The following is a 20,644-nucleotide window of genomic DNA, read 5'->3' on the forward strand; positions in this document are numbered from 1 at the left end:
GATGACACGGCTGCCGGAGGTGCCCGAGTGATACTCGGCACATGGCAGCAACGGATCTCCACACGCTCCTGAAATCGCTCCGCGTCTGGTCCCCCGAGAAAACCGACCTACGGCCGTTCGACCCGGCGGCCGCTCCCGACGCCCCGCTCCCGCTCTTCACCACGTGGTTCGCGGAGGCGGTGGCGGCCGGGCAGCCGGAGCCGCACACCGTGTCGCTGGCGACGACGGACGCGGAGGGCCGGGCGGACGTACGGATCGTGATGCTGCACGGCGCCGACGCCGGCGGCTGGTCCTTCGCCTCGCACGTGACCAGCCGCAAGGGGCACCAGCTGAACGCGCGCCCGTACGCGGCCCTGGTCTTCTACTGGCCGGTGCTGGGCCGCCAGGTCCGGCTCCGGGGCCCGGTCACCGCCGCCCCGTCCGAGGAGAGCCAGGCGGATCTGCACGCCCGCTCGACGGGTGCCCTGGCCGCCGCGCTCACCGGCCTCCAGAGCGGGAGGCTGTCCTCGCTGGCGGAGCTGCGCGAGGCGTCCGAGGCGGCCTGGGAACGCGCCCGCGCCGACCCCGGCGCACTCTCCCCGACCTGGACCCTGTACCACCTGCGCCCGGAGGAGGCCGAGTTCTTCCAGGGCGACCCGGAACGCCGGCACGTACGCCTGCGGTACGCCGCGCGGCCGGACGGCGGCTGGGACAGGCAGCTGCTGTGGCCGTAGGCCGGGCCGTCAGGCTCCGAGGTCGTACTCCGCCCAGTCGGCCACCGGTCGGTAACCGATGCGCTGGTACAGGGCGTTGCTCGTCGGGTTGGCGAGGTCCGTGAAGAGGAGCAGGTCGCCGACCCCTTCGGCCAGCGCCGCCCGGCTGACCTGCGCGGTGACCGCCCCGGCATAGCCGCGGCCGCGCAGCTCCGGCGGGGTGTAGACGGGTGCGATCCGGGCCTGCCCGGCGATCGTCGGGGTGACCCCCGCCATGGAGACGGGCGTGCCGTCGGGGGTCTCCCAGAGGGTGACCCCGCCGTACGAGAGCCGGAAGTCGGCCCACTCACCGCCGTCCCGCCCGGCGTGCAGGCCCGCGTCCGCGAGGAACCCGCCGTACCAGCGGACCAGCAGGTCCCGGTCCGCCTCGGACGCGACCCGCGCCCGGCCCTCGGGCAGCGGCGACGGGTCGGTCAACTCGGCCAGCCGGTACAGCCGCTGGCGTTCCCCGAGCCGTGCGGTCACCCCGGTCCGCCGCTGCCACGCCGTCGCGAACGCCGCCGCGGTGGCCTGCTCGGAGGCGAAGCCGGTGACGGGATGGCCGCGGTCGAGGAGACCGTCGACCAGCGTCTCGGTCTCGTCGGCAGTGAGCCGGGTGGTGCGCAGGGCGTGCGGCGGGGTGTGCAGCAGCGCGGCGCCCACGCTGCCGTCCGCCCGGACCAGCCGGCCGAGGAGCGGGGGCCGGTCGCCGTAGGCCAGCGGCCCGCTGCGCCGCAGTTGCTCCGTCACCGTCAGGTGGACGGTGTGCAGGTCGGGGCGTGAGTGCAGGAAGTCCCGGGTGTGACTGAGGAATTCGTCGACGTCGGTGGTGAAGTGCCAGTCGGGTGTGTGGGTTCGGGGGTTCATGGTCGATGGTCCCGTCCAACAGCCCTGTCCGGCACCTGAATTACCCGGCCACGGCGGTTGCGGGGTCCGTCGCGAGGCGGGCGTGCAGGTGGACGTCCCGGAAGGCGTCCTGGCGGCCCGCCTCGAACATCGCGCCGCGCAGGGTCCCCTCGTCCGGGAACCCGCAGGTCCGGGCGATGCGGCAGGACGCCTCGTGGCCGAGCGCGTGTCCCAGCTCCAGCCGGTACAGGCCCAGTTCGGCGAAGGTCCAGGCGGCGGCGAGGTCCAGGGCGTGGGTGGCGACCCCGCGGCCCCGCGCCTCGGGGAGCACCCAGTAGCCGACCCGGGCCGACCGGAACACCCGGTCGATCACGTTGATGCCGATGTGACCGAGGGTCGCACCGCTCGCCGCGTCCGCGATGCGGAACGGCACGCAGATCCCGTCGTCCGCCTGGGCCTGCTGTCTGACCAGGGCGGCCCGGGCGCCGGCCAGGTCGGTCTCGGTCGTGAGCGGAGTGTTCCAGCGGCGGAACTCCGGGTCGGTACGGCCGCGCAGCCAGCTCTCCAGATGGGCTTCCGTGTCCGGGTCCCAGTGGTCGAGCCGCAGGCCGTAACCGTGCGGAGCGGGGTCGGGACGGCGGGCTGCGGGCTGTTCGTCGGTCAGGGCCATGCGCCCATTGAAACCCGTGGGGCAGGTGACGGCCCAGCGGGTTTCAGTGGTCCGCCGGGCGGAACACCGGCACCCCGTCCCGGAAGGCGACCTCCAAGGGAAGACCGGCGCGCGGCCGGGGCGTCTCCACCAGTTCGGTCATCATGCGCGGCCCCTCCGCCAGGTCGACCACGGCGGCCGTGTACGGGACCCGGTCGCCGAACGGCGGGAGGTCGTTGCGGTGGACGACGGACCAGGTGTAGAGCGTCGCTCGGCCCGTCGCGGCCTCCCAGGCGCCGTCCTCGCTCCAGCAGTGCGGGCAGAACTCCCGGGGGTAGTGGTGGGCCCGGCCGCACGAGCGGCAGCGGCGCAGCAGCAGCCGGCCCTCGGCCGCCGCCGCCCAGTAGGGGCGGGTGAAGGCGTCCGGCTCGGGGAGGTCGTGGCGCCGGGGCGGCGGAGTGCCGGGGGACCGGTCGCCGGTCGTCGCATCCATGCTCCTGACGGTACGTCAGGTCGGCGGAGAAGCCGAGGGCCGGGCCCGAAAAGGCTGTGCGTTCCCCGCGGGACTGTGCGCCACCCATGAATTGCCGGCAATTGTTGACGATTTTGTTGGAGCTCACCTACGTTCGCAGACGCAAGGCCAAGGAGACGGAAGACGAGGGGCAGCACCGTGAAGCACAGGTCAGTGAAGCGCAGGACGGTCGTCATGGGCATCGGCGCCACGGCCGGCGTCGCGGCGGCCGGCGGGATCGCGCTCGGCGCCCAGGCGGCCGACGGCTCGTCCGCGGATTCCCCGGGCGCCTCCGGCTCCCTGGCGTTCGACCCGGACGCCTACACGAAGCTGACGAAGACCATCACCGACGCGGACGGCGCGGACCACTCCGTGACGTACCACTTCTGGAAGGCGATCACCTATGTCGCCAACCCGGTGGACGAGACCTACCAGTCCCTGATCGTCAGCGCCCCGGTCGAGATCGACGGCAAGGCCGTCGACCCGGCGGACGCGCCGATCCTGCTCGCCAACTCCATCGGCGGCTACATGCCCGCCTCCGTCGCGGACGCCACCGAGGTCGGCGGCGGCGGTTCGGCCATGGGCGGCGGTGCGGCCCCCAGCGGCGCCCCCGGCTCCACCACCAGCGCGGCCCCGAACGCCAACGGCAACACCAACGCGACCGGCGGTGCCACCTCGAGCAACCAGCTGCTCGCACTGGCCGCCGGGTACGTCGTGATCGAGCCGGGTGCCCGCGGCCGCACCCTCAAGAACTCCGCCGGCGAGTACTACGGCACCGCGCCCGCCGCGATCGTCGACCTCAAGGCCGCCGTCCGGTACATCAAGGCGAACAAGGGCGCCGTCCCCGGCGACGTGGACCGCATCGTCTCCGCGGGAACCAGCGCGGGCGGCGCCCTGTCCACGCTGCTCGGCGCCTCCGGCGACAGCCCGGTCTACGAGAAGTACCTGAAGGAGCTCGGCGCCGCCGACGCCTCCGACGCGGTCTTCGCGGTCGGCGCCTGGTGCCCGATCACCGACCTGGAGCACGCCGACGGCGCCTACGAGTGGAACTGGGGCACCAACGCGCTCGCCACCGGCAAGCAGGTCGACCAGTCCGTCTCCAAGGACCTCAAGGGGCAGTTCGCCGAGTACCAGGCGAGCCTGCGGCTCCGCGGCCTGTCCGGCTTCGGCCCGCTGACCGCCCGCAACTACGACGACTACCTGGTCGAGCAGTACCTCCAGCCGTCCGCCACCGCCTACCTCGCCGCGCTCTCGGACTCCGACCGCGAGACGTACCTCGCCTCCAACACCTTCATCACCTGGTCCGGCGGCAAAGCCACCTTCACCTGGGCCGACTTCCTCACCCACGTCGGCGCCCGGAAGAAGGACACCCCGGCCTTCGACGCCTTCGACCTGTCGGCGGGCGAGAACAACGAGTTCGGCGCGGGCACCACGGAGAGCCGGCACTTCACGGCGTACGGCGCGAAGAACGACAGCACCGGGCTGAGCAGCAAGCGGGTCGCCGCCGACATCCCCGCGAAGCTGAACCTGATGAACCCGATGTACCACCTGGTGGAGAAGGTCAACGACCGCCGCTCCAAGCACTGGTGGATCCGCCTCGGCACCAGCGACTCCGACACCTCGCACGTGATCTCGGCGAACCTGGCCGCCCGCCTGGACAACCTCGGCGACGACGTGAACCACCTCTACTACTGGGACCAGGGTCATGGCGCCAACACCGACCCCGGTGACTTCATCACCTGGATCGCGAAGGTGACGGGCTATCGCAAGGGCAGGAAGCACTCGTAAAAGCAGCGGCCCTCGCAGAGGTAAGAACCTCTCACAATCGAGATAGGCCCCCCACTGCCGCGATAACCTCCCCGAACGCGGTGTCCTTTTCCCGTCTGTCTGAGGACACCGCCCACCCGTGCCGTCGGGCTCCAGCGCACCGGAGCCCGACGGCACGGGCCTTTTCGCGCCCTTTCTCTTCCGTTTCCGTGCAGACCGAGTGGGCTACGCCACAAATCCCACCCACGACTCCTACGGGTGTGATCAATCCGCAACCAATTCCGGTCTTGACCGAGACCCATCAACGTGACGCGTGATTACGCTCGCGCTCATGGCCGTGTTCTCCCCCACCGTTTCGCCCGTGTACGTCATCGGCGCCGGCCCCGGAGGTCTCGCCGCCGCGTACGCGCTGCGGGCCCGGGGCATCCGTGCCGTCGTCCTGGAGAAGTCCGACAGCGTCGGCGCGTCCTGGCGCCGCCACTACGACCGTCTCCACCTGCACACCACCCGCCGGCTGTCCGCCCTGCCCGGGCTGCCCATGCCACGCCGGTTCGGCCGCTGGGTCTCCCGCGACGACGTGGTGCGCTATCTGGAGAAGTACGCCGAGCACCACGAGCTGGAGATCGTCACCGGTGTCGAGGTGTCCCGCGTGGAGCGCTCGCCCGACGGCGACGGCTGGCTGCTGCACGCCTCCGGCGGCCGCGAGCTGACCGGCTCCGCGGTGGTGGTCGCCACCGGCTTCAACCACACCCCGCGCATCCCCGACTGGCCGGGCCTGGACGGCTACGGGGGCCGGTTCCTGCACGCCGGCGAGTACCGCGACGCCAAGCCGTTCGCCGGGCAGGACGTGCTGGTCGTCGGGGTCGGCAACACCGGCGCCGAGATCGCCGTCGACCTGGCGGAGGGCGGCGCGGCCCGGGTCCGGCTGGCCGTCCGCACGGTCCCGCACATCGTGCGCCGCTCCACGGCGGGCTGGGCCGCCCAGTACAACTCGGTCCTGGTACGACGGCTCCCCACCGCCCTGGTGGACCGGCTGGCCCGCACCATGGCCAAGGTCAGCGTGCCCGACCTCGCCGCCCACGGGCTGCCCCGCCCCGACACCGGCCTCTACAGCCGGGTCAAGCAGGGCTCCATCCCGGTCCTGGACGTCGGCCTGATCGACGCCGTGCGGCAGGGCAGGGTCGAGATCGTGGCCGCCGTCGAGGGCTTCGAGGACGGCAAGGTCGTCCTCGCCGACGGCACCCGCACCTCCCCCGACGCGGTGATCGCGGCCACCGGGTACGTGCGCGCCCTGGAGGGCCTGGTCGGCCACCTCGACGTCCTCGACGGCCGCGGCCGCCCCGTCGTGCACGGCCCGCGCACCCCGGGGAACGCCCCCGGCCTCTACTTCACCGGCTACACCAACCCGATCAGCGGCATGTTCCGCGAGATGGCCATCGACGCGGAGAAGATCGCGAAGGCGCTCGCGAAGGTGCTCGCGAAGCGCGGCCGGACGGCGTAGAAGTCCTCAACCTCCTTACGTACACGTTCTCTTGGTCATGTGACGGATGCGACCAGAGTTGTTTGTTACCGGCGGTAGCAGCATGCCCGTGCGCGAGACCAGAATGTGAGCCCTGCTCAACTTTCCGGCTCCACCCCTCTCGCTCAGTACGGAGGACGCACGTGGCACGTGAAAGACAGCTCTCCCGCCGCTCCCTGCTCGGCGGTGCCGCCGCCGGGGCGGCCGGCCTCACCACGGTCTCGGCGGTCTCCGCCGGTACGGCCGCGGCGGCGACCACGGCCGGCTCCCGGACCGTCGACGTCGCGGTCGTCGGCGGCGGCCTCGCCGGGCTCACCGCGGCCCGCGACCTGGTGGCCGGCGGCAGGACCGTGGCCGTCCTGGAGGCCCGGGACCGGGTCGGCGGCCGGGTGGTGAACCTGAAGCTGGCCAACGGCGGTTTCACCGAGGGCGGCGGCGAGTTCATCGGCCCCACCCAGGACCGCGTCAAGGCCCTCGCCGACTCCCTGGGCGTGGCGACCTTCACCACCTACAACACGGGCGACAACCTCCTCTACAAGGGCGGCAGGCGCACCCCCTACGACACCGGCGGCCTGCTCGGCTCGGTCCCGCCGGTGGACGCGGCCGGGCTCGCCAACGCGGCGATCGTGCAGTCCGAGCTGGACAGCATGGCCGCGACGGTGCCGGTGGACGCGCCCTGGACCGCAGCCAAGGCCGCCGAGTGGGACAAGCAGACCTTCGAGAGCTGGCTGAACGCCAACGCGGTCGTCCCCTCCGCCAAGTTCCTGCTGGACCTGGCCTGCACGTCGATCTTCTCGGCGCAGCCCCGCGAACTCTCCCTGCTCTACGTCCTGTACTACATCGCCGCCGCCGGGAACGAGTCCACGCCCGGCACCCTGGAGCGCCTCACCGACACCGCGAACGGCGCCCAGGAGTCCCGGTTCGTGGGCGGCTCCCAGCAGGTCCCGATCAAGCTGGCGGCGACCCTCGGCGACCGGGTGGTGCTGGGCGCCCCGGTGCGCTCCGTCGTGAAGTCCGGCGGCTCGTACCTGGTCACGGCGGACGGCGTCACGGTCACCGCGACCCGTGTCGTCGTCGCCGTACCGCCCCCGCTGGCCGCCCGCATCACCTTCGACCCGCTGCTGCCGGCCGCCCGCGACCAGCTCACCCAGCGGATGCCGATGGGCTCGATCGGCAAGGCGATCGCGGTGTACGACACCCCGTTCTGGCGGGCCGACGGCCTCAACGGGCAGGCCGTCAGCGACTCCGGCGTGGTCCGCTCGACCTTCGACAACTCCCCGCCGGACGCCTCCTACGGAGCGCTGATGGGCTTCATCGAGGCCGACGAGATGCGGGCGTACGACGCGGCGGGCGAGGCCGAGATCAAGGCCGCCGTGCTGGCCGACTACGTCAACTACTTCGGCGACAAGGCCAAATCACCCACCTCCTTCGTGCTGCAACGCTGGGACAATGAGGGCTTCTCCCGGGGCGGCCCGGTGGCCTACGCACCGCCCGGTGTGCTGACCGCGTACGGGGCCGCGCTGCGCGAGCCGGTCGACGGCGTGCACTGGGCCGGGACGGAGACCTCCACGTTCTGGACGGGCTTCATGGACGGGGCGGTGCGGTCGGGCGAACGGGCGGCCAGGGAGGTGCTGGCCGCCCTCGGGTGACGGACGGAGCGTTTTCGGCCTCAACTTTGCGTGCAGACCGGTTCCTGACGCAGTGTCAGTTCAGTAATCTGACACTGCGTCAGTTAATTGTGCTGTCACACAGGAGCGGGCGGACCGATGCTTGGATCAACCCACGGCACCCTCACCACCGACTCCCGCCGGGCCCGGGCCATCGCCTGCGGTGAGCAGCGTCCCGGCCCCGCCGTCCACGGCCGGACGGCCGACGAGGACGAACTGGACGTCAGCGGACGGCCGCTGTACGCGGACGTACCGGATCTGGACCGGTTCTTCCGGCCCGAGTCCGTCGCCGTGATCGGCGCCTCGGACGCCGAGGGACGGCCCAACACCGGTATCACCCGGCAGCTGCTCGACTGGGCCGGGCGGGTCGGAGCCCGGGTGCACCCGGTGCACCCCACCCGGCCGTCGGTCTTCGGCATCGCCTGCGCCCGCTCCGTCGCCGACCTGCCCGAGCAGGTCGACCTCGCGGTGCTGCTGGTCGCCGACCCCCTGCCGGTGATCGAGGAACTGGCCGAGGCCAAGGTCAGGTTCGCCGTGGCCTTCGCCTCCGGGTTCGCGGAGACCGGCGTGGCGGGGGCGGCGGCCCAGACGCGGCTCGCGGCGGCCGTACGGCGCTCCGGGCTCCGCCTGCTGGGCCCGAACACCAACCTGAACGCCTTCGAGCGCTTCCGTGACGACCTGGACGGCCCGGCGATCGCCCTGATCACCCAGTCCGGCCACCAGGGCCGCCCGGTCTTCGCCGCGCAGGAACTCGGCATCCGCCTCTCCCACTGGGCCCCGACCGGCAACGAGGCCGACCTGGAGACCGCCGACTTCATCTCGTACTTCGCCGAGCGGCCCGAGGTCGGCGCCATCGCCTGCTACGTCGAGGGGCTGAAGGACGGGCGCGCCTTCCTGCTGGCCGCCGACCGCGCGGCCCGCCGCAAGGTACCCGTCGTCGCCGTGAAGGTCGGCCGCACCGAGACCGGCGCCCGCACCGCCGCCTCCCACACCGGCAAGCTGACCGGCGCGGACGACGTGGTCGACGCGGCGCTGCGGCAGTACGGCGTGATCCGCGTCGACGGCCTGGACGAACTCCAGGACACCGCCGCCCTGCTGGCCCGGGCACGGGCACCGCGCGCCGACGGGGTCGTGGTCTGCTCGATCTCGGGCGGCACGGGCGCGCACGTCGCCGACCTGGCGTCCGGCCTGGGGCTGCGGCTGCCGGTGCTGTCGCCGGCCCGGCAGGCCGAACTGCACCAGTGGATACCGGAGTACCTGAGCGTGGCCAACCCGGTGGACAACGGCGGGCATCCGGTGGGCGACTGGCGCGGCCGGAAGATCATCGACTCGATCCTCGCCGACCCGGAGGTCGGGGTGCTGATCTGCCCGATCACCGGCCCCTTCCCACCGCTCAGCGACAGGCTGGTCCAGGACCTGGTCGACGCGGCGGAGGCGACCGACAAGCTGGTCTGCGTGGTGTGGGGCTCGCCGGTCGGCACCGAGGCCGCCTACCGCGAGGTGCTCCTCGGCTCCTCCCGGGTGGCCACCTTCCGCACCGTCGGCAACTGCCTGACCGCCGTCCGCGCCTATCTCGACCACCACCGCTTCGTCAGCGGCTACCGCTCCCCCTTCGACGAGGCCCCGCGCACCCCCTCTCCCTCCTACCGCAAGGCGCTGGCGCTGATGCGGCCGGGACAGCAGCTGAGCGAGCACGCGGCGAAGCAGCTGCTGCGCGCGTACGGCATCCGGGTGCCGCGCGAGCAGCTGGTGACCAGCGCGGCGGCGGCCGTGCGCGCCGCCGGGCTGGTCGGCTACCCGGTGGTGATGAAGGCGTCCGGCGGGCAGCTCGCCCACAAGACCGAGCTGGGCCTGGTGAAGATCGGGCTGACCTCGGCCAGCCAGGTCCGGGACGCCTACCGGGAGCTCACCGACATCGCCCGCTACGAGGGGGTGGCCCTCGACGGCGTGCTGGTCTGCCAGATGGTGGAGCGGGGGGTGGAGATGGTCGTCGGGGTCACCCACGACGACCTCTTCGGGCCGACCGTGACGGTGGGGCTGGGCGGGGTGCTGGTGGAGGTGCTGCACGACGCGGCCGTACGCGTGCCGCCGTTCGGCGAGGAACAGGCCCGGGACATGCTGGCCGGACTGCGCGGGCGGGCCCTCCTGGACGGGGTGCGGGGCCGGCCGCCGGCCGACCTCGACGCGCTCGTCGAGGTGATCCTGCGCGTCCAGCGCATGGCCCTGGAACTGGGCGACCAGCTCGCCGAGCTCGACATCAACCCGCTGATGGTGCTGGACCAGGGGCAGGGCGCGGTGGCGCTGGACGCGCTGGCGGTGTGCCGCTGATGGACAGCGTCCGGTACGTGACGGCGGAACGGGTCGCCCACCTCACCCTCGACCGTCCCGAGGCCCTCAACGCCCTCACTCCCGGCCAGCGGGACCACCTCGTCCAGCGCCTCGGCGAGGCGTCCGCGGACCCGGGGATCGGCGCGGTGGTCGTCACGGGCACCGGCCGCGGTTTCTGCGCGGGCGCCGACCTCCGGGGCGGTGGTGCCACGGCCGAGCGCGTTCCCGGTGACGTGGCCCGTACCATCCGGCTCGGCGCCCAGCGCCTGATCGCCGCCGTGCTCGACTGCGAGAAACCGGTGATCGCGGCGGTCAACGGCACCGCGGCCGGGCTCGGTGCCCATCTCGCGCTCGCCTGCGACCTGGTACTGGCCGCCGAGTCGGCCCGTTTCATCGAGGTGTTCGTCCGGCGCGGCCTGGTCCCCGACGGCGGCGGCGCCTACCTCCTGCCGCGCCTGGTCGGCCCGCAGCGCGCCAAGGAGCTGATGTTCTTCGGCGACGCGCTCTCCGCGCCGGAGGCCGAGCGACTGGGCCTGGTCAACCGGGTCGTCCCGGACGAGGAGCTGGCGAAGACGGCACGGGAGTGGGCGGTACGGCTGGCGGCCGGCCCCACCCGCACCCTGGCCCTGACGAAACAGCTGCTCAACGCGTCCCTGGACGGCGACCGCGCGGCGGCCTTCACCGCCGAGGCCGCCGCCCAGGAGATCAACATGACGACCCACGACGCCCAGGAGGGCCTACGGGCCTTCGTGGAGCGCAGAAGCCCGGACTTCCGGGGCCGTTGAGACCGCACGGGCCGGCCGTGCGGCGCGCCGCCGGCCGTCAGCCGGCGGTCCGTTCGAGGATGCGGAGGGTGCCCGCGTCCGGATCGCCGAAGAGTACGAACAGTCGGGGGGACTTCTCGCTGCCGCCGACGGACCAGTGGGTGTTCTCGCCACAGTCGGCGTCGAGGCTGAGCAGCACGCCGGCCCGGCCGGAGCCGTCGGCGTCGGCGTCGGCGTCGGCGTCGGCGTCGGCGTCGGCGTCGGCGTCGGCGTCGGCGTCGGCGTCGGCGTCGGCGTCGGCGTCGGGCAACCAGGTACCGGACCCCTCCACCGCTCTTCCCATCTGACGATGTGTCAGCTTCAATGAAGAGGTGATGGGACACGCAGGGGCGGCGGCCGCCGCCGTCCGTTATCTCAGGTCGACTCCCGGGCCGGGGTCCGTGGAGGCCATGCCACGCCCGGAGTTGCGATGTGTGCGCGCCGACGAGCGGGCACCGGTCGACCAGACGGAGTTCCGGCGGGTCCTCGGCAACTTCGCGACCGGGGTGACCGTGATCACCGCACCGGCCGCCGAGGGCGAGCCCTCCCCCGCCGGTTTCGCCTGTCAGTCCTTCTCGTCCCTCTCCCTCGACCCGCCGCTGGTCTGCTTCATGGTCGGCCGTACGTCGGCCACCTGGCCGCGCATCGCCCGTGCCGGCGTCTTCTGCGTCAACGTGCTCGGCGCGGGCCAGGGCGAGCTGTGCCGGGCATTCGCGGTGAGCGGCGCGGACAAGTTCGCGGGCGTGGCCCACGACGCGGCCCCGGTCTCCGGCGCACCCCGGCTGACCGGCGCCGCCGCGTGGATCGACTGCGCGGTCCACGCGGTGCACACGGGCGGCGACCACCTGATCGTGGTCGGCCGGGTCGACGCCCTGGGCACGGGCGACGACCCGGACCAGGCCCCGCTGCTGTTCCACCAGGGGCGCTTCGCCGGGCTGGGCGGTTAGACGTCAGGGACGGTCAGACGGCGAGGGCGGGCACGGCCGGGACCGTACGGCGGCGGATCACCAGGGCCATCAGCGCCGCCGCCGCGCACAGGGCACCCGACGCGTACCAGACCATGTCGTAGCTGCCGAAGACGTCGCGGGCGACACCGCCGAGGAAGGCGACGAGGGCCGCGCCGACCTGGTGGGAGGCGAGGACCCAGCCGAAGACGATTGCGCTGTCCTCGCCGTACTGCTCACGGCACAGGGCCAGGGTGGGCGGGACGGTGGCGACCCAGTCGAGGCCGTAGAAGACGATGAAGAAGATCATCGGAGGGTGCACCGACGGGCCGAGCAGCATCGGCAGGAAGAGCAGCGAGAGGCCGCGCAGCGCGTAGTAGACGGCGAGCAGGCGGCGCGGTTCGAAGCGGTCCGTGAACCAGCCGGAGGCGATCGTGCCGACGACGTCGAAGACGCCGATGACCGCGAGCAGGGAGGCCGCCGCGGTGACCGGCAGGCCGTGGTCGTGGGCGGCGGGCACGAAGTGGGTCTGGATCAGGCCGTTGGTGGACGCCCCGCAGATCGCGAAGGTGCCGGCGAGCAGCCAGAAGGGGCCGGTGCGCACGGCGGAGCGCAGCACCCCGACCGCCCGGCGGGCGGCCCCGGTGACCGGCGGCGGCTTCGGCACGAACTCGGTCGCGCCGTACGGCTTCAGGCCCACGTCGGCCGGGTGGTCGCGCAGCAGCAGCCAGACGAAGGGGACCACGGCCAGGGCGGCGAGGGCGACGGTGACGGCGGCCGGGCGCCAGTCGTACGTCTCGACCATCCAGGACAGCAGCGGCAGGAAGATCAGCTGGCCGGAGGCGGAGGCCGCGGTCAGGATGCCGGTGACCAGGCCGCGCCGGGCGGTGAACCAGCGGTTGGTGACGGTGGCGGCGAAGGCCAGCGCCATCGAGCCGGAGCCGAGACCGACCAGCAGCCCCCAGCACAGCATCAGCTGCCAGGCCGCCGTCATCCACACGGTCAGACCGGATCCCAGCGCGATGACGGTCAGCGCGACGGCGACCACGCGCCGGATGCCGAACCGGTCCATCAGGGCGGCCGCGAAGGGCGCGGTGAGCCCGTACAGCGCGAGGTTGACGGAGACGGCCGCCCCGATCGTGCCGCGCGACCAGCCGAACTCCGCGTGCAGCGGGTCGATGAGCAGGCCGGGCAGGGAACGGAAGGCGGCCGCTCCGATGATCGTGACGAAGGTGACGGCGGCGACGAACCAGGCGCGGTGGAGGCGCGGTGAGCGGGTCGGCCTCGGGTCCCGGCGGGCTGCTGCGGCTTCGGTTGTCTGGGTCACGCCATAAAGCTTCGGCCAGGGGGTTCGCTCCATCGAGTGGCCCGAAGGACAGTATTCGCTAGGATCGGGCCATGAGCAGTGTGCCCGGTTTCCGCCCCCACCGTGTGGTCGTCCTCGCCCTGGACGGCCTGCTCCCCTTCGAGCTGGGCATCCCGCACCGCATCTTCGGCCGCCCCAAGGACGCCCGGGGCCGGCACCTGTACGAGGTCGTGACCTGCTCCGTCCGCCCGCCGGGCCCGGTCGAGACCGACGCCGACTTCTCGATCCACGTGCCGAACGGCCCGGAGACGCTGGCCACCGCCGACACGGTGATCGTCCCGGCGTCGTACGAGCTGGGTCCGGTCTTCGAGGAGGGCGTCCTCACCCCCGAACTGGCCGCGGCCCTGGCCCACATCCGCCCCGGCACCCGGCTCGCCTCCATCTGCACCGGCGTCTACGTGCTGGCCGCCGCCGGCTTGCTGGACGGCCGCCCGGCGACCACGCACTGGGCCGAGGCGGACCATCTCCAGCGGCTGTTCCCGCGGATCGAGGTGGACCCGGACGTCCTGTTCATCGACGACGGTGACGTGCTGACCTCCGCCGGGGTGGCCGCCGGCATCGACCTGTGCCTGCACATGGTCCGCCGTGACCACGGCACGGCCGTCGCCAACGAGGTGGCCCGCCGTACCGTCGTACCCCCGCACCGGGACGGCGGCCAGGCCCAGTACGTCCACCGCCCGGTCCCCGACCTCCGGACGGCGACCACGACGGCCGCCCGCGCCTGGGCGCTGGGCCGCCTCCACGAGCCGATCCAGTTGCGCGACATGGCCGAGCAGGAGGCCATGTCGGTACGGACCTTCACCCGCCGTTTCCGCGAGGAGACCGGCGTCAGCCCCGGCCAGTGGCTCACCCAGCAGCGCGTCGAACGCGCCCGTCACCTGCTGGAGTCCACCGTCCTGTCGGTCGACCAGGTGGCCCGGGACGCCGGTTTCGGCACCGCCCAGTCCATGCGCCAGCACCTCCAGGCGACGCTGGGCGTCACCCCGACCGCCTACCGACGGACCTTCCGCACCGCCCCGGGCGAGTCCCCGGGCCCCACCGGCGCCCGGCCGTCCGCCCCCGCCCGCTGAAAGGTCAGCACCCCCCGGGCCACCCGGCCCGCCTCCGCGTCCGCGCGGGCCTTCTCGAAGTCCTCCACCGGGTACGTCGCGGTCACCAGTTCGTCCAGGAGCAGTCGGCCCTGGCGGTACAGCTCGGCGTACAGGGCGATGTCGTGCTGGGGGCGGGAGGAGCCGTAGCGGCACCCCAGGACGGACTTGTCGAGGAACATGGAGGCGACCACGAAGGACGCCTCGGCGGTGGCGGCGGGCATGCCCAGGAGGACCGCCTGGCCGTGCCGGTCGAGGAGGTCTATGGCCTGCCGGACCAGTTCGACGCGGCCCACGCACTCGAAGGCGTGGTCGACGCCGTACGGCAGCAGGTCCTTCACCGCGTCGGTGGCGGTCAGGAAGTCGGTGGCGCCGAACTGCCGGGCCACCTCCTCCTTGGCCGGGTTGGCGTCCACGGCCACGATCCGCAGGGCGCCCGCGATCCGCGCGCCCTGGATGACGTTCAGCCCGATCCCGCCGGTGCCGATGACCAGCACGGTGTCGCCGCGGTCGACGCGGGCCCGGTTCAGTACGGCGCCCACCCCGGTCAGCACCCCGCAGCCGATCAGCGCGGCGGACGTCAGCGGGATGTCCTTCGGGATCCGGACCGCCTGCACGGCCTTGACGACCGTGCGTTCCGCGAAGGCCGAGTTGCACGCGAACTGGTGGACGTTGCGGCCGCCGCGCGTGAACGGCTGCTGCGGACGGCCGATGGCCTTGCGGCACATGGTCGGCCGCCCCCGGTCGCAGTCGGCACAGGCTCCGCAGTTGGCGAGGGTGGACAGCGCCACATGGTCTCCCGGCGCCACATGGGTCACCCCCACACCCACCGCCTCGACCACGCCCGCACCCTCATGTCCGAGCACCACAGGAACGGGGAAGGGTATGGTCCCGTCCACCACGGACAGGTCACTGTGGCAGAGCCCCGCCGCCGCCACCGCCACCAGCACCTCACCCGGCCCCGGTTCCCGTACCTCCAGGTCGTCGACGACCTGCACCTGTTTCCCGTCGAACACCACACCACGCATCACGACTCGACCCCCTTCGGTTCCCTCGGCAGACCGAGCACGCGCTCGGCGATGATCGTGCGCTGGACCTGGTCCGAGCCGCCGTAGATGGTGTCGGCGCGGGAGAAGAGGAACAGGTGCTGGGCGGGGTCCAGTTCGTACGGCGCGGCCGCCGACCAGTCGGCCGGCCCGACGCTCGCCGCCGCGCCCCGCACCTGCACGGCGAGTTCGCCGAGCCGCTGGTGCCAGCCGGCCCACAGCAGCTTGGCCACGCTCGGGGCGCCCGGCTCGGCGGCCGGGTTCCCGAGCGTGCGCAGGGCGTTCCAGCGCATCACCCGCAACTCGGCCCACAGCCGCACCAGCCGTGCGCGTACGACGGGATCGGCGGCGGCGCCGCTCGCCACCGCGTCCCGCACCACGCGGCCGAGTTCCTCGGCGAACCCGATCTGCTGGGCCAGCGTGGACACGCCCCGCTCGAAGCCGAGCAGGCTCATCGCCACCCGCCAGCCGTTGCCCTCGCCGCCGACGACATGCTCCGCGTGGGCGCCGTCGAAGAAGACCTCGTTGAAGTCGGCGGTGCCGGTCAGCTGCCTGATGGGCCGGACCTCGATCCGGCCGGGCTGGTCCATGGGCACGAGCAGGAAGCTCAGTCCGTGGTGCCGGCGTGAACCGGCCTCGGTCCGCGCGAGCACGAAGCACCAGTCGGCCTCGTGCGCGAGCGAGGTCCAGATCTTCTGTCCGGAGACGCGGTAGCCGTCCGCCTCCCGTACGGCCGAGGTCCGCACGCCGGCCAGGTCCGATCCCGCGCCGGGCTCGCTGTACCCCTGGCACCACAGCTCCTCGCCGGCGGCGACGGGCGGCAGGAACCGCGCCTTCTGCTCCGCGGTGCCGTGTGCGATGAGCGTCGGTGCCAGCAGGTTCTCGCCGATGTGCCCGGAGCGCGGTGGGGCGGCCGACCTGGCGTACTCCTCGGCCCAGACGACCTGCTGGGTGAGGGTGCCGGTCCGGTTCCCGTACCCGGACTCGGCCCACCCGAGCCCGATCCAGCCATCGGCTCCGAGCGTGCGCTCCCAACCGCGCCGGTCCAAGTCCCCTTGGACGTGCGCGTCGAGCCAGCCCCGCACTTCCCGGCGAAACGCCTCGTCCGCCGGCCCTGAACCGAACTCCACGGTGCCCTCCCAAGATGGTTCGAGTTGGCCGAGCCAGGGGCGCGAGGAACTGCGCGAACAACCACGACGCCGCCGCACCCGCGCACACACCGCCCCCCTGTGCCCCCTAGGCGTTCGGCCGGCTTCCCGCGCGCGCCGCCGCTTCCATCGCCGCCAGCCGCGCCAGCATCGGCATCGGGTCCGCCCCCACGCTCCCCGGCAGCACCTCGGCGATCCGCTCCGGCGTCCAGGTGCCGCCCTCGGCGTACGCGGCGCGCAGTTCCCTCGGCTGGGCCCACACCGCGATCTTCGGCCCGGCGACCGTGTACACCTGCCCCGTGATCCCCGCGTCCCGCGCGGCGTCCGACAGCAGGTAGACCACGAACGCGGCCACGTCCTCCGGTTCGCCGATCTCCGCGAGCTCCGTCGGCACCCCCGCCGACATCCGTGTACGCGCGACCGGCGCCACCGCGTTCGCGGTCACCCCGTACTTGTGCAGACCGAGCGCCGCGCTGCGCACCAGCGAGATGATCCCGCCCTTGGCCGCGCTGTAGTTGGCCTGCGCGACGGAACCCTGGTGGTTGCCGCTGGTGAAGCCGATCAGGGTGCCTGCGCGCTGCTTCCGCATCACCGCGGACGCCGCCCGGAACACCGTGAACGTGCCTTTGAGGTGGGTGGCGACCACCGGGTCCCACTCCTCCTCCGTCATGTTGAACAGCATCCGCTCGCGCAGGATCCCCGCCACGCACACGACCCCGTCGAGCCGGCCGTACGAGGCCAGCGCCACGTCCACGATCCGCTGTCCGCCCGCCATCGTGGAGATGTCGTCGGCCACCGCGACCGCCTCGCCGTCCGCCGCCTCGATCTCCTTGACCACGGCTTCGGCGACCTCGCTGGTGGGTGATCCGCCGTCGACCGCGACGCCGTAGTCGTTGACGACGACCTTCGCCCCCTCGGCCGCCGCCGCCAGCGCCACCGCCCGTCCGATACCGCGCCCCGCACCCGTCACGGCGACGACCCTGCCTGCCAAGAAGTTCCCCACGCCCGGCCCCTTCCCGCGGTTTCTGACGGACCGTTAGATTTTATGGCGCGTCTGATGTGCGGACACAAGCCCCGGGGAGGAACCGGATGTCTCTGCCGACCCTTCATCCCGCGTTTCACGAGATCGCCGAGCGCGTCAACAACTGGGGGCGCTGGGGCGCCGACGACGAGATCGGCACCCTGAACCTGATCACCGACGAGGTGGTCCGGGAGGCGGCGGCGACGGTCCGCACCGGCCGGCGCGTCCCGCTGGCGCTGCCGCTCCGGCAGGACGGGGTGCAGACCGGGATGATCCCGGGGCGGGTCAACCCGCTGCACACGATGGTGCAGATCAACCAGGAGCTGTTCGGCCCGGGGACGGTGGCGTGCAGCGACGACGCGGTGACCATGGGGCTCCAGGCCGGCACCCACTGGGACGCGCTCACCCATGTCTCGCACTCGGGGCGGCTGTACAACGGCCGGCCGGCGGACACCGTGACCGCGCACGGCGGTGCGGGGTTCGGCGGGATCGACAAGGCGCGGCACATCGTCTCGCGCGGGGTGCTGCTGGACGTGGCACGCGCGCGCGGCGTCGAACGGCTGGCGGGGGGCCACGCGGTCACCCCGGAGGACCTGGACGCGGCCGAGGAGCTCGCCGGGACCACCGTCCGCGCCGGCGACATCGTCCTCGTACGGACCGGGCAGGTGCGGGTGTACCTGGCCGGGGACAAGCACGGGTACGGCTATCCGTCGCCGGGGCTGTCGGTGCGCACCCCGGAGTGGTTCCACGCGCGGGACGTGGCCGCCGTCGCCAACGACACGCTGACCTTCGAGATCTTCCCGCCGGAGATCGAGGACCTCTGGCTGCCCGTGCACGCGCTGGACCTGGTGGAGATGGGCATGCTCCAGGGCCAGAACTGGAATCTCGAAGAGTTGTCCACAGCCTGTGGAGAAACCGGCCGGTACGCGTTCCTGCTGTCGGCGATGCCCGAGCCGATCACCGGTGCCACCGGCACGCCCGTCGCCCCCGTGGCCGTCCTCTGAAACCGGAGTCGGTGTCACGCCGACCCGGCGTGACACCGACCCTCCCCCATCCCCCCGGAAACCGGACGGTCACGCGCACGGGCCCGCCCCGAGCCCGGCCCCGCGCACTGCCGTCCGTCTCGACCCACGCTCGACGAGGGCGTCCGTCACCAGACCCCTCGCCGTCCCCTCGCGGCGAATCGCAGACCTCAAGCGTGTTCAAATGGTCACGGGGCGTCAACACCCGTTCGGGGTTTCAAGGCCTGTGCCCCGGTTCATCATGGGCGCGCACGGATGCAACCCCCCGGCGCATCACCGCGCACCGGGATCACACCGCCTCGAAAGCCAGCCCCTCGTACGAGGCCAGACCGCCCCCGTACGCCACCGCCGCGCCCCGCCTGGGTTCCGAACACCGGTCGAGTTCGCACCAGATGCGCTTGCCCGCGCCTTCGGGGCTCCAGCCCCAGCGGTCGGCGAGCCCGTCGACCAGGGCGAGACCACGGCCGCCGGTCGCGTCGCCGTCGACACACCTCGGCACGGGCGCACGGGTACTGGTGTCGGCGACCTCCAGCCGCACGGTGGCCGCCCCGTCGACGCCCTCACGGTCGGCACCCGGCAGCGAGAGGCGCAGCACGGCCGGCCGGCCGGTGTGCACCACGGCGTTGGTGACCAGCTCGGAGACCAGCAGGATCAACGTCTCGGCCAGCGACTCGTCCGCCGCTATACCGGACCCGGCGAGGCGCGAGCGCGCCCACCTTCTGGCCCGCCCCACCTCCGCGGGGTCGGGCCGGATCTCCAGCTGCACTTGAAGCACCTGCACCGCTCACACCATCCGAACCGGCGGACACATGAACCCGCGCCGCGCGGGCGCCGCGAGGAGGACCGCGACGACAACGGCGACGAGGGCCACGATCGTAGCCATTTTCTGCATGGCCAGAACAACGGCCAGAGCAAGGGTCACGGAACGTGATTCCCTTACGAGACAGCATGGTTGACGTACAGTCACGCCAACAAGCGCTTCGGGCATATTCCAGCGCGAAGGAGTACGTGTGGGCCATACTGTGCGACGCTCGCGGCGGGGAGTCGAACACGCGGGACCGCAAACCCTTACCGCCCTGCGAACAGCGGCACGCGCCATGAACCGCGGGGCCGTCTCGACGGCGCCGCCGGCATGGCTCGTCCTCGGAACCACTCGCATCTCACAGAAGGTACCGGAGGGGACACCCGACTCCAGGCCGTGACGAGTCACGCGTTGGACACAACCCGGTATCAACGCTCCGTGATTCCGGTATGCCACAATCCGCGACATCCTGACACCCGGGACGTCGATTCCGCAGACCAGGGCCGTTTCGAACGCTCACCCGAGCAGCTCGGCGGCGAGCATTTCCTCACTCTCCGTGACGCCACCGGCACGCTGGGATCGCACCCAGGACCGCTTCAGATGCAGGTGGACCTCTGCCTCCCAGGTGAAGCCCATCCCGCCGTGCACCTGGAGGCAGTCCCGGGAACCGGCCACGGCGGCCTCGTCGGCCAGCAGCCGGGCCGCGGCGATGTCCAGGGGGTCGGCGGTGACGGCGGCCGCGTAGACGGCCGCACGCGCGGTCTCGGCGCGCACCAGCATCTCGGCGCAGAGATGCTTGACCGCCTGGAACGCCCCGATCGGCCGGCCGAACTGGATGCGCGTGCGCGCGTGTTGCACGGCCAGCTCGCACACGCGTGTGGCCGTGCCGAGCTGCTCGGCGGCGGTGAGGAGCACGGCCACCGGGTCGGGGGGCCCGGAGACCGCCTCCGGGACCCGGTGCAGGGGCGTCAACGGGTCCACGGAGCGCAGCGGTACGGCCCCCGACGCGTCCCCCGTCACCACGTCCGCCTCGGCCAGCCACTCCACCAGGCCGCCGTCCGCGCGGGCCACCACGGTCCGCCCGTCGGCCGCGCCGGGCACGTCGGTCGCCGCCAGGTGGGTGGCCAGCAACGGGCCGGTCAGCAGCGCCCGTCCGGCCTCCTCGAACACCAACACGGCCTCCGGCAGGCCCAGTCCCACCCCGCCCTCGGCCTCCGGCAGCCGCAGCGCGAAGAAGCCGGCCGCCCCCAGCTCCCGCCACAGCTCCCGGTCGGGTCCCGGCGCGGCCACGGCGGCCCGGAGCGCACCGGCGTCGAATCTCCGTGCGAGCAGCGCCCGCATGCCGTCCCGCAACGCCTTCTGTTCGTCGGTCGGTTGGAAACGCAC

At 72.8% G+C, this 20,644-nt stretch carries 20 protein-coding genes; 9 read left to right on the top strand and 11 right to left on the bottom strand.

From position 1 onward, the window contains the following. Positions 1-41: 41 nt before the first annotated feature. The gene (locus tag AAW13_RS12495; protein ID WP_046734004.1) at positions 42-713 is read left to right on the top strand and encodes a pyridoxine/pyridoxamine 5'-phosphate oxidase; all 672 of its coding nucleotides are present in this window, start codon (positions 42-44) and stop codon (positions 711-713) included. 9 nt (positions 714-722) lie between these two features. Here AAW13_RS12495 and AAW13_RS12500 read toward each other — a convergent pair whose 3' ends face one another. Genes AAW13_RS12500 through AAW13_RS12510 form a run of 3 tightly spaced genes read right to left on the bottom strand, consistent with a single transcriptional unit; the run spans position 723 to position 2,719 of the window. Then, positions 723-1,598 carry a GNAT family N-acetyltransferase gene (locus tag AAW13_RS12500; RefSeq protein WP_046734005.1) on the bottom strand — a complete coding sequence of 292 codons (876 nt, stop codon included), beginning with the start codon at positions 1,596-1,598 and terminating at the stop codon, positions 723-725. Positions 1,599-1,638: 40 nt separating this feature from the next. Beyond that, a complete protein-coding gene (locus AAW13_RS12505; RefSeq protein ID WP_046734006.1) occupies positions 1,639-2,247 on the bottom strand; it encodes a GNAT family N-acetyltransferase in 609 nt (202 codons plus the stop codon). A 43-nt stretch (positions 2,248-2,290) separates the two neighbouring features. Next, positions 2,291-2,719 (bottom strand): Zn-ribbon domain-containing OB-fold protein, encoded by a 429-nt coding sequence (locus AAW13_RS12510; RefSeq protein WP_046734007.1) that lies wholly within the window; start codon positions 2,717-2,719, stop codon positions 2,291-2,293. 213 nt (positions 2,720-2,932) lie between these two features. Between AAW13_RS12510 and AAW13_RS12515 the strand changes: the two genes are divergently transcribed. The 5 genes from AAW13_RS12515 (at position 2,933) to AAW13_RS12535 (ending at position 10,803) form a co-directional block, all read left to right on the top strand. Continuing rightward, positions 2,933-4,525, top strand: coding sequence for a subtype B tannase (locus AAW13_RS12515; protein WP_046734008.1), 1,593 nt, complete (start codon positions 2,933-2,935; stop codon positions 4,523-4,525). A 310-nt stretch (positions 4,526-4,835) separates the two neighbouring features. Continuing rightward, complete coding sequence (locus AAW13_RS12520) at positions 4,836-6,005, top strand: flavin-containing monooxygenase (RefSeq protein ID WP_046734009.1); 1,170 nt, start codon at positions 4,836-4,838, stop codon at positions 6,003-6,005. A gap of 161 nt (positions 6,006-6,166) precedes the next feature. Further along, entirely contained in the window at positions 6,167-7,672 is a 1,506-nt protein-coding gene (locus AAW13_RS12525) for a flavin monoamine oxidase family protein (protein ID WP_046734010.1), read from the top strand. Between the two features lie 117 nt (positions 7,673-7,789). After that, entirely contained in the window at positions 7,790-10,018 is a 2,229-nt protein-coding gene (locus AAW13_RS12530; RefSeq protein WP_046734011.1) for an acetate--CoA ligase family protein, read from the top strand. Then, positions 10,018-10,803: an enoyl-CoA hydratase/isomerase family protein gene (locus AAW13_RS12535; protein ID WP_107483314.1), complete on the top strand. Its 786-nt coding sequence runs from the start codon at positions 10,018-10,020 to the stop codon at positions 10,801-10,803. Before AAW13_RS12530 ends, AAW13_RS12535 begins: the two co-directional genes overlap by 1 nt. A gap of 37 nt (positions 10,804-10,840) precedes the next feature. Here AAW13_RS12535 and AAW13_RS12540 read toward each other — a convergent pair whose 3' ends face one another. Next, entirely contained in the window at positions 10,841-11,092 is a 252-nt protein-coding gene (locus AAW13_RS12540; protein ID WP_143144999.1) for a hypothetical protein, read from the bottom strand. A gap of 64 nt (positions 11,093-11,156) precedes the next feature. Here AAW13_RS12540 and AAW13_RS12545 point away from each other — a divergent pair, with 64 nt between their 5' ends. Next, complete coding sequence (locus AAW13_RS12545; protein ID WP_046734014.1) at positions 11,157-11,768, top strand: flavin reductase family protein; 612 nt, start codon at positions 11,157-11,159, stop codon at positions 11,766-11,768. Positions 11,769-11,781: 13 nt separating this feature from the next. Here the strand turns inward: AAW13_RS12545 and AAW13_RS12550 are convergent, their stop codons facing one another. Further along, positions 11,782-13,125, bottom strand: coding sequence for an MFS transporter (locus tag AAW13_RS12550; protein WP_420855455.1), 1,344 nt, complete (start codon positions 13,123-13,125; stop codon positions 11,782-11,784). Positions 13,126-13,163: 38 nt separating this feature from the next. Here AAW13_RS12550 and AAW13_RS12555 point away from each other — a divergent pair, with 38 nt between their 5' ends. Further along, entirely contained in the window at positions 13,164-14,201 is a 1,038-nt protein-coding gene (locus AAW13_RS12555; RefSeq protein WP_046734016.1) for a GlxA family transcriptional regulator, read from the top strand. Here AAW13_RS12555 and AAW13_RS12560 read toward each other — a convergent pair. From AAW13_RS12560 to AAW13_RS12570, 3 genes are all read right to left on the bottom strand, one after another. Further along, positions 14,123-15,247, bottom strand: a complete 1,125-nt coding sequence (locus tag AAW13_RS12560) for a Zn-dependent alcohol dehydrogenase (RefSeq protein WP_046734017.1) — start codon at positions 15,245-15,247, stop codon at positions 14,123-14,125. The two genes, AAW13_RS12555 and AAW13_RS12560, sit on opposite strands and share 79 nt — an antisense overlap. After that, positions 15,247-16,395 carry an acyl-CoA dehydrogenase family protein gene (locus tag AAW13_RS12565; protein WP_046734018.1) on the bottom strand — a complete coding sequence of 383 codons (1,149 nt, stop codon included), beginning with the start codon at positions 16,393-16,395 and terminating at the stop codon, positions 15,247-15,249. The genes AAW13_RS12560 and AAW13_RS12565 overlap by 1 nt, the downstream gene beginning before the upstream one ends. Positions 16,396-16,501: 106 nt before the next feature. Continuing rightward, positions 16,502-17,416, bottom strand: a complete 915-nt coding sequence (locus AAW13_RS12570; protein WP_046734019.1) for an SDR family NAD(P)-dependent oxidoreductase — start codon at positions 17,414-17,416, stop codon at positions 16,502-16,504. Between the two features lie 86 nt (positions 17,417-17,502). Between AAW13_RS12570 and AAW13_RS12575 the strand changes: the two genes are divergently transcribed. Further along, on the top strand, positions 17,503-18,438 hold the full coding sequence (locus AAW13_RS12575; RefSeq protein WP_046734020.1) for a cyclase family protein: 936 nt from the start codon (positions 17,503-17,505) through the stop codon (positions 18,436-18,438). A 307-nt stretch (positions 18,439-18,745) separates the two neighbouring features. On the opposite strand, the gene AAW13_RS12580 is transcribed toward AAW13_RS12575, so the two are convergent. The 3 genes from AAW13_RS12580 to AAW13_RS12590 all read right to left on the bottom strand — a co-directional run bounded on the left by AAW13_RS12580 (position 18,746) and on the right by AAW13_RS12590 (position 20,644). Beyond that, positions 18,746-19,222, bottom strand: coding sequence for an ATP-binding protein (locus tag AAW13_RS12580; RefSeq protein WP_046734021.1), 477 nt, complete (start codon positions 19,220-19,222; stop codon positions 18,746-18,748). Positions 19,223-19,240: 18 nt separating this feature from the next. Beyond that, entirely contained in the window at positions 19,241-19,378 is a 138-nt protein-coding gene (locus tag AAW13_RS45895; protein ID WP_167391708.1) for a hypothetical protein, read from the bottom strand. Between the two features lie 396 nt (positions 19,379-19,774). Beyond that, positions 19,775-20,644: an acyl-CoA dehydrogenase family protein gene (locus tag AAW13_RS12590; protein WP_046734022.1), complete on the bottom strand. Its 870-nt coding sequence runs from the start codon at positions 20,642-20,644 to the stop codon at positions 19,775-19,777.

Origin of the sequence: Streptomyces humi (genome assembly GCF_001005085.2) — a bacterium.
Classification (GTDB): domain Bacteria; phylum Actinomycetota; class Actinomycetes; order Streptomycetales; family Streptomycetaceae; genus Streptomyces; species Streptomyces humi.